The organism is Aquabacterium sp. (assembly GCF_049274795.1).
In the GTDB taxonomy this organism is placed as follows: domain Bacteria; phylum Pseudomonadota; class Gammaproteobacteria; order Burkholderiales; family Burkholderiaceae_C; genus Aquabacterium.
Map to the genome: position 1 here is coordinate 1 of NZ_JBASTH010000098.1, position 9,070 is coordinate 9,070.

Consider the following 9,070-nt stretch of genomic DNA (forward strand, 5'->3'; position numbering starts at 1 on the left):
GCATTGATCACTTTGTCGCCGCATACAACACCGAGTGCCAACCGTTCAGGTGGACTGCTGCCGCTCACTCAATCTTGGCTAAGCTGCACCGACTTTGCTCACGTATCAGCGGGACAGGACACTAGCCAAGCATCTGCGGCAGGTTCACAGGCGCAGCTTGCCCGTGAGCGATTGCCACAGCATCACCCAGTCGCCCATGAAGCTGTAGAGCGGGTACTCGAACGTGGCCGGCCTGTTCTTCTCGAACACGAAGTGCCCGACCCACGCAAAGCCGTACCCGGCCAGCGGCGCGGCCAGCAGCCACAACCATGAGCCGGTGATGAAGGCCGTGGCCAGCACGCCCAGCACCAGCAGCGAGCCCACCAGATGCAGGCGGCGGCAGGTGAGATCCTCGTGCTGAGACAGGTAGAACGGGTAGAACTCGCGGAACGACTGGTAGCGGTTCATGGGGGGCTCCTCGGTGTGCCCCTTTCAAAACGGGGCTCTTTGATGCTTGGCGACAGGCGTGGGCTGCAGGCAATCGGCAGGCCCACCTGATCAATGATCCTCAAGACCACAGCTTGCAAGCTCTCGTGCATAAAATCAAATGAACAAATACCGAAGAAGCCATGAAATGAAAGAATGCCATGCTGGGGTCTGACATCACTTACTTCGTGGCCGCAGCCACCGCAGGCAGCCTGGGCCGTGCCGCCGAGCAACTGGGCATGACCCAGCCAGCCCTGACCAAGGCCATCCAGCGCCTGGAGGCGCGCCTGGGTGTGGGGCTGTTCCACCGCACGCCCCGCGGCCTGGATCTGACCGACGCCGGTCAATCCTTCCTGCGGCGCTGCCAGACGGCCTCCGGCCTGATGGACGATGCCGTGCAGGAAGCGCGTGACATCGGCGGGGGCCACGCAGGGCTGCTGCGCCTGGGCATGAGCCCGGCCAGCGCGCACTTCACGCTCAATGCATTGTTCCCACGGCTGCGGCAGGAGCGCCCGGCGGCCGTGCTGCAACTGCACACGGCGTTCGGCGATGCCTTGCTCGATGCCTTGCTCCGGCGCGAACTGCACCTGGCCGTCTGCCCGCTGCCGGCCGAACTGCCCCCGGAAGTAGAAGGTGAGCCGCTGTACGACGACACCTTCAGCGTGGTCTGCCATGAAAGCCATCCCTTGGCAGAACACACGGGCCAGCTGGAACTGGCGGATCTGATGCAGTACGAGTTCGCCGCCTCCGGCAAGCACGAGTTCGCTAGGCAGATGATCGAGCGTGCATTGGCTGGTGCCGATTTGCCCTTGCCGCGCGTGGTGGTCGAAGCCAACACCCTCGAGGCGCTGGTGCACATCGTGGCCTGCGGAGGAGGGCGCCTGCTCACCGTGCTGCCGCGAAGCGCCTTGCCGCCATCGGCCATCCCTGCCAAGCTGGTGTGGCGGCCCCTGACGCTGCCGGGCGCGCAGCGCCGGATCGGTTTCTTGCGGCCACGCCACACACCATCGCCCATGGCGCAGCGGGCCACGGAGCTGCTGCGCGAGGCCGCCAGCCACCACCGCTGACGGGCTGATCCGATCGGGTCAAGCGCATGCCCCTGCATCCCCCTTGCAGAAAGGTGGATACCCGCATTGACGTTAACCCTAGGCCGGAACAGGATCAGAGATTACCGAGATCAAAGCCCTGGCAAGGAGGGACGCAGCATGAACCGACCCCTGATGAGCGTGGTGCCGCCAACCGGCACCGACATCCTGGAAGCCGATCACCAACTGATGGCGCAGGTGTTCGACGCCCAGCAAGCCACGGCCCTTGCCTGGCGCCGCTCCACGGCCGAGGAGCGCATCGAGCGCATCAAGCGCCTGCGCGACGGCATGATGGAACAGCGCGAGGCCCTGTACGAGGCCTTCATGCAGGATTTCCACAAGCCCCGCATGGAGGTCGATGGCACCGAGATCATCCCCACGCTAGACGAGGCCAAGCACACCATCAGCCACCTGCGCAAATGGATGCGCGCCACGCGCGTGAGCCCCACGCAGCTCACGCTGGGCAACACAGGCCAGGTGCAGTACCAGCCGCGTGGACGCTGCCTGATCATCGCGCCCTGGAACTACCCGCTGTACCTGATGTTCGGCCCGCTGATCTCGGCACTGGCCGCGGGTAACACCGTGATCCTCAAGCCGTCGGAGCTGGCACCGCGCGTGTCGGCCGTGATGGCGCGCATCATTACCAAGGTGTTCCGCCCTGAAGAGGTGGCCCTGTTCGAAGGCGCTCTGCAGACCTCGCAGGAGCTGCTGACCAAACCTTTTGACCACATCTTCTTCACCGGCTCACCGGCCGTGGGCAAGATCGTGATGGCGGCCGCAGCTAAGCACCTCACTAGCGTGACGCTGGAGTTGGGCGGCAAGTCCCCCACCATCGTTGATGAAACAGCCGACCTGACCAAGGCCGCGCAGACCATCATGTGGGGCAAGTTCCTCAACAGTGGCCAGACCTGCGTGGCGCCCGACCACCTGTACGTGCACGAGTCCGTCAAGGAGCGCTTCGTTGCCGAGTGCAAGGCCGTGCTGGCCGAACGCTATGGCAGCACCCCCGATCAGCAGAAATCCAGCCAGGATTTCACCCACGTGATCAACCAACGCCACACCCAGCGCGTGAGCGGGCTGCTGGCCGATGCCGTGCAGCGCGGCGCCCGGGTGCTGGCTGGCGGTGAGGTCGATGCCAGCCAGTGCTACATCGCGCCCACACTGATCGATCAGGTGCCAGCCCAGGCTACCATCATGGGCGAGGAGATCTTCGGCCCCGTGCTGCCCATCATGGGTTTCGCCAGCATCGACCAGGTCATCGCCGAAATCAACAGCCAGCCCAAGCCCCTGGCGCTGTATGTGTGGAGCCGTCAGGAATCCACCATCGACAAGGTACTCACCAACACCAGCTCGGGCGGCGTGTGCGTGAACCACTGCATGGTGCACGTGGCCCACGGCAATCTGCCCTTCGGTGGCGTGAACAACTCGGGCATCGGCAACTCGCACGGCATCTTCGGGTTCAAGGCCTTCTCGCACGAGCGTGCGGTGCTGCGCAGCACCTGGCTGAACACGATCAAGATGTTCTTCCCCCCTTACACGGAAGGCCGCCAGAAGATCGTGACCTTCCTGGCGGGCTGGCTGGCGCGCTGAGCGGGCGGGCAGGGCGCTTGCCGTGCTCAAGCCCTCTCAGCAGCCGCAGCCGATCCCCGGCCGCTTTCAGGCAGATTGTCGGCTCATCCAGCGGCGGTACTTCCAGTTCTTGAACAGCGTCTCGGCCTGCTGCTCCACCAGGGCGCACGCCGGCGTCACATTGGGGTTGGGCTGGCGGCCCTTGCTCACCCGGCGCAACTGGTGCTTGACCATGGCCATGTAGCCCACCGAACTCAGCACCTTGTTCTTCCAGGTGATCGGGCGCAGCATGGGCGCGCTGGCCTGGCCTGACTGCCACTCGCGCGCCAGACCAGGGTTCAGCGCGATGGCCGTGCCGATGCCCACCATGTCGATGCCGCTGCTCAGCACCTGCTCGGCCACCGGCAGGCGGCGGATGCCGCCCGTCACCATGACCGGCATGCGCGCCACGGCGGCGATGTCCTTGGCGAACTCCAGGAAGTAGGCCTCGCGGGCCAGTGTGCGCCCATCGCGTGTCTGGCCGTGCATCGCCGGGGCCTCGTAGCTGCCACCAGACAGCTCGATCAGGTCCACACCCAGATGGTTCAACTGGGACACCACCTGCTTGGCATCATCAGGGCTGAAGCCGCCGCGCTGGAAATCCGCGGAGTTGAGCTTCACAGCCACCGAGAACGCCGGGCTGACCGCAGCACGGACCTCCTGCACCACATCGGTCAGGATGCGGGCGCGGTTCTCGAGCGAGCCGCCCCAGCGGTCCTGCTGCTTGTTGGTCAGCGGTGAGAGGAACTGGCTGAACAGATAACCGTGCGCGGCATGGATCTGCACGCCATTGAAGCCGGCCTGTTCGGCCAGCATAGCGGTGTTGACGAAGCGTTGCTTGACCTCGGTGATGTCGGCCTCGGTCATCTCCTTGGGCGGGGTGAACTGCTTGGATCGCTGAAGCGGCCAGGATAAATACGCAAAGTTTTTTGAATTGCCGGGCTTGACCTTAAAGTTAGGTTGAAACCTAGGATGCTTTTGCGCGCTGCCTGAAGCGCCAGATCAACCTCAAGCATCCAAGGTGAAAAGCCCATGAGCATCAGACACATCGCGTCCGTGAGCGGACTGCTGCTTTCGATCGCATCTGCCAGCGCGGCGGCAGACCAGGGCGGGCAGGGTGCCACGACAACGATCGACATCGCGGGACAGGCCGTGCCGGTGGTGGCGGGCTTTTTTACAAGAACAGTCGTGTCACGGCCATCTACACAGCGGATCTGGCGCAGTTGAAGGCGCTGATGCCGCCCATGGTGCTAGCACAGGTCCAGCCGCTGTAGATCTGGCCGGCGCGCGCGAACCTGGGGCCGTTCTCGCTGGTGGGGCAATCGATGTCCAAGGATTTCTGGGGCTATGTACTCAAGCTGCCGGTGAATACCGAGTTGGCCAAGCTACGCGGCGTGGTCGGCTACAACTCGGCATGAGCTTCGCGATTAGCTCGAAAATAGGCCTCCAAAAGGGGAGGCTGGGCGCGCGATGGCGGTAGGAGAGCGAGGCTTATGTGATGGACAATTTGTCCCAGCCACGCGGTTGGACCTCAACCGAAGGCTGTGTGAGAATAAAACACCATGCAAACTCTGCGTCCATCACCACTGCTTTCCCGCCTCATCGTGGCGTGGTTTGCATTGGCGCTGGGCGTTTTCAGTGCGTTGCCTCTGAGCTTTCCAAAAAGCATCGACGTGGTTTGTACAGCCGGCGGTGGTGTCAAAGTCATCGTGGCGAATTTCGACGGCAAAGGCGGCCTATCGCATCACGCGGTAGATTGCCCGCTTTGCTTGGGGGCAGCGATGCCCTTGCCTGAGGTACCCGCCGTGGTGGGTACACGCCATCAGCCGCTGTCCTATGCGCTGAAACCAACCATCGCGGCTCACATAGCGTCGTTGGTTGGTGCGCCGTTCCCGCCGCGCGGACCGCCAAGCTTCGCCTGAAGCATTCCCTCGATCGCTAGCCAATCCCTGCAACACGTGCTTGTGCACGTGAACATGCGGGAGTGAGGCCGTCTGGTGGCTTCTGAACAGGTTGCCGCCAGCCCGAGCGTGAGAGTTCAGTGCAAACAAGAGGCCTTTCAACGTGCCGTCTCAGGCCGAGGCGGGTACACGCTCGTGCCTACATCGCCATGAAAACCATCGTTGCTTCGTGCACGCCTCCCCTTTCGCGCCTCTCGCGTGGAGCCCTCGTGCTCCCTGGGGCTGCTGCCCTCGCCCTGGCCAGCCACACTGCTGTCGCCCAAGACACCGGCACACCCCCTGCGATCACCGTGGTTGGCAAGGCCCCCCGCGGGCTCGATGCCGCTTCGTCCACCGGCTCGAACCTCGATGTGACGCCCATGAAGACGCCTGCCAGCATCGAAGTGATCACTCAAGAGCAGCTTCGGGAACGCGGCGACACTTCCCTTATGGACGCCATCACTCGAGTTGCTGGCATCACCAGCCTGGCCCATCCAGGCAACAGCGGCAGCGCACTGTCTGCGCGAGGCTTCATCGACAGCACCTCGGTCATGCGGTTGTACGATGGCACGCGCCAGTACGGCGGGGTTGGCGTCAGCTTCCCATTCGACACCTGGTCGGTCGAGCGTATTGAGGTGCTTCGCGGGCCTGCGTCCGTGATCTATGGCGATTGGGCCATAGGTGGCGTCATCAACGTCATTCCCCAAAAGCCCATGCGCGGCCCCGTCCGCAGCGAGATCCAGGCGACCGTTGGCACACAAGGCAAGCGCGCGCTGGACAGGTGGTCCCAAGAGACGCTGGCTGCCGTAGGCGCACATCTCATCCATGCGGACCTTCAGTCTGCGCAATTGCTCACCGAGCACGACGCCATCTACTCCATCTACTATCAGCGTGGTGCGGCCTTCATGTACGCGGCAGCCGAGCGACGCCTGCCGGTTCTCAAGCTGAGCTTCAAGGACGCTGGTGAGACCGTCGCCTACCTGGATCCCTACACTGGAGATGTTTCGCTGAGTTTGGACCATTCCCAGCGGTTGGATCGTTGGTTGTTCAATCTGCTGCACAGTTGGGATCTACCAGCGTTCCTGCACTTTGACATAGCCCGAAATGCTGTGCTGACTCTGCTCAGCTTGGGAGGAGCAGCGATCGCTGCCACAGGCTGCGTGATCGGATATCGGCGGCTGCGATTGCAGGCGAAAGCGGGTGCACGGCGCAGTACGCCTGCCAGACCGGAGGCACGGTGAGATTCTTCCTGCCTAAAGTTCGCTTGCCTAAGCGCGCAGCCGTCCTTCTGTTGTGCCTTGCGCTCGTGGTCGGGAGTGTGCTGTCAAGCGCCCACGCACGCCTCTCCTTGATACAGGTTGCCCCGCAGAGGGCAACGCTTTGCTCGACGATGGGGGGCTCATCACGAGAAGCCCTGTCCTGGGGCGACAGTTCAGCGCCCCTGTCTCGGGCTCACTCGCCATGCCCTTGGTGCTCCTGCGACACGCCAGCATTGGTCCCGCCACCATCGCTGCCTCTGGTCCATCCGCTTGACTTTGCCCAGGCATACCAGCCACAGGGGATGGCTCAAGACCTTCGGCCGTACGCGTTTGGCTTCGTATCGCAACCACGCGCTCCGCCTAGGACTGCCTGATCTTCCGGTGGCATACGCCTCCCACATGTCTTTGCCATACCCGTATCAAACAGATGCGGCATCAAGTACCCATGGCTCGCATCACATAGGTGCTAGTCATCGAACCACGAGAGTTCACATGAAGAAGATCAATGTCCTGGCGGTCATGATGACTTCCGTCCCATTGTTGGCCACAGCCGCCGACGAAAACGTGTCCCTGCCCAACGTCACCGTCCATGGGAAGCGGCTTAGCGATGCTGCCGACAGCCTGGGCACGTCCGATACGGCAGCTTCGCTCAGCAACCGTCCCGGCGTGAGCACCTATGCTGCAGGCGGTGTGTCAGGTCTGCCCGTGCTGCGCGGCCTGGCGGGTGACCGTATCAAGGTCCTGATCGACGATGCGGAATCCACGGCGGCCTGTGGCAACCACATGAACGCACCCTTGTCCTACATCGACCCCACGCAGGTCAGCATGACGACAGTGATGGCGGGCCTGTCACCTGTCAGCGCAGGGGGGGACAACATTGCCGGCGTGATCGAGGTCAAGTCGATCCAGCTCACATTCGCTGCGGAAGGCGAAGGACTCAAAACCAGCGGGGCGCTCACTCTGCAGAGCCGCAGCGTTGACCATGGCCGGACGGCTTCGCTGAGCGCGACCGCCGCCAACGACCGCTTGAGCGTCACCTACAGCGGTGCAACCACGGAGGCAGACAGCTACAAGGATGGCCGCGGCCGCAAGGTACTGAACACCCTGTACAAGAGCACCAACCAGGCCCTCACGCTGGCCGCCAAGGGCGATGGCAACCTGTGGGTATTCAAGGTGGGTGAGCAGCGCATCCCTTACCAGGGCTTCGCGAACCAGTACATGGACATGACGCACAACCATGCCATGACCGCCAACCTCCGCTACGAAGGCGAGATGGCCTGGGGCAAGCTGGAAGCCTCGGTGTTCTGGCAGAACACCTTCCACGAGATGGGCTTCTTCTCACCTGAGCGCACCGGCACCATGCCGATGAACACCCATGGCCGCGACAGCGGCTACACCCTCAAGGCCGAGCTGTCCGTGGCAGACGGCACCTTGCGGTTGGGGCATGAATACCGGCGCTTCCGTCTGGACGACTGGTGGCCACCGGTCAGCGGTTCGATGATGATGGCGCCCGACACCTACCGGAACATCAACGACGGCCAACGCGACCGCATCGCGCTCTTTGGCGAATGGGAGGGACGCATCGCCCCGAAGTGGTTGCTGCTGGCGGGTGTGCGCGGTGAGCGTGTCAGCATGAATGCCGGTGCTGTGCAGGACTACGGCTGCGGGATGATGTGCATGGAGGATGCCGCGGCAGCAGCATCCTTCAACGCCAGCGATCGTAGCAAGCGCGACAACAACATCGATGCGACCCTGACTGCACGCTACGAGGCGGCAGAGACCGCTACTTATGAACTGGGGCTGGCACGCAAGACCCGCTCACCCAACCTCTACGAACGCTATTCATGGGGGCGCGGGACCATGGCGATGACCATGATCGGCTGGTTTGGCGATGCAAATGGCTACGTTGGCAACATCGATTTGAAGCCTGAAGTGGCCAATACCGTCAGCGCCACAGCCGATTGGCACGATGCGGACAAGCAGCGTTGGGGCATCAAGGTCACGCCGTTCTTCACCTACGTGCAGGACTTCATCGACGTGGACACCTTGGGCTCATTCAATCCGGGCGTGGGGGAGACCAAGGCCCTGCTGCAGTTCGCCAACCACGATGCCTACCTGTATGGCCTGAACGTGTCGTGGCAGGCGGTGGCCTGGTCCAGCGCGGGCTGGGGCACGGGCACATTCCGTGGAAAGCTCGATTGGACCCAAGGCAAGCGGACCGACGGGGGCAACCTGTACCACCTCATGCCCTTGAACACAACGCTGAGACTGGACCAGACGGTCGGGGCCTGGAAGAACTACGCCGAGCTTGTGCTTGTCGCCAAGAAGTCCCGCGTGGACGACCGGCGCGACGAGGCTACGACAGCCGGCTATGGCCTGGCCAACTTGGGTACCCGCTATCAGCTTACTCACGGCATCGAGATCCAGGCTGGTATTCGCAACCTCTTTGACAAGAGCTATGAACTGCCCCTTGGCGGCGCGAATCTTGCAGCCTTTGCAGCCAATGGCTGGAGCATCCAAACCCTGCAAGGGCAAGGCCGTTCGTTGGATGTTGGCTTGAGCATCAAGTTCTAACTTGCTGGCGCGCTCCATGGGCACGTGCATGGCAGACTTGAAGCGCCCCGGGTTTGGCGGAGGCTCCAACTGAGGTTGCCCCTGTAAAACGTAGTTCTTAGCTCCTGTTCAAATAGACGTAGGAGCACGGAAATGACAG

5 protein-coding genes and 2 pseudogenes are annotated in these 9,070 nt (G+C 62.8%); 5 read left to right on the top strand and 2 right to left on the bottom strand.

Annotation, left to right across the window (positions count from 1 at the left end; genetic code table 11):
- Window positions 1-144 precede the first annotated feature (144 nt).
- Window positions 145-447 (bottom strand): Mpo1-like protein, encoded by a 303-nt coding sequence (locus WAQ08_RS16450; protein WP_422193001.1) that lies wholly within the window; start codon window positions 445-447, stop codon window positions 145-147.
- A gap of 179 nt (window positions 448-626) precedes the next feature.
- Between WAQ08_RS16450 and WAQ08_RS16455 the strand changes: the two genes are divergently transcribed.
- Together WAQ08_RS16455 and WAQ08_RS16460 are read left to right on the top strand one after the other, a co-directional pair.
- Window positions 627-1,532: a LysR family transcriptional regulator gene (locus tag WAQ08_RS16455; RefSeq protein WP_422193003.1), complete on the top strand. Its 906-nt coding sequence runs from the start codon at window positions 627-629 to the stop codon at window positions 1,530-1,532.
- A gap of 138 nt (window positions 1,533-1,670) precedes the next feature.
- A complete protein-coding gene (locus WAQ08_RS16460) occupies window positions 1,671-3,140 on the top strand; it encodes an aldehyde dehydrogenase family protein (protein WP_422193005.1) in 1,470 nt (489 codons plus the stop codon).
- Window positions 3,141-3,206: 66 nt separating this feature from the next.
- On the opposite strand, the pseudogene WAQ08_RS16465 reads toward WAQ08_RS16460, so the two are convergent.
- Window positions 3,207-4,052: pseudogene (locus tag WAQ08_RS16465) on the bottom strand (HisA/HisF-related TIM barrel protein); the annotation flags it as partial.
- A 668-nt stretch (window positions 4,053-4,720) separates the two neighbouring features.
- Here WAQ08_RS16465 and WAQ08_RS16470 point away from each other — a divergent pair.
- The 3 genes and pseudogenes from WAQ08_RS16470 to WAQ08_RS16480 all read left to right on the top strand — a co-directional run bounded on the left by WAQ08_RS16470 (window position 4,721) and on the right by WAQ08_RS16480 (window position 8,931).
- Window positions 4,721-5,080: a hypothetical protein gene (locus WAQ08_RS16470; protein WP_422193007.1), complete on the top strand. Its 360-nt coding sequence runs from the start codon at window positions 4,721-4,723 to the stop codon at window positions 5,078-5,080.
- 188 nt (window positions 5,081-5,268) lie between these two features.
- A pseudogene (locus WAQ08_RS16475) lies at window positions 5,269-5,874 on the top strand (TonB-dependent receptor plug domain-containing protein); the annotation flags it as partial.
- An 813-nt stretch (window positions 5,875-6,687) separates the two neighbouring features.
- Window positions 6,688-8,931, top strand: coding sequence for a TonB-dependent receptor (locus WAQ08_RS16480; protein WP_422193009.1), 2,244 nt, complete (start codon window positions 6,688-6,690; stop codon window positions 8,929-8,931).
- Window positions 8,932-9,070 lie beyond the last annotated feature (139 nt).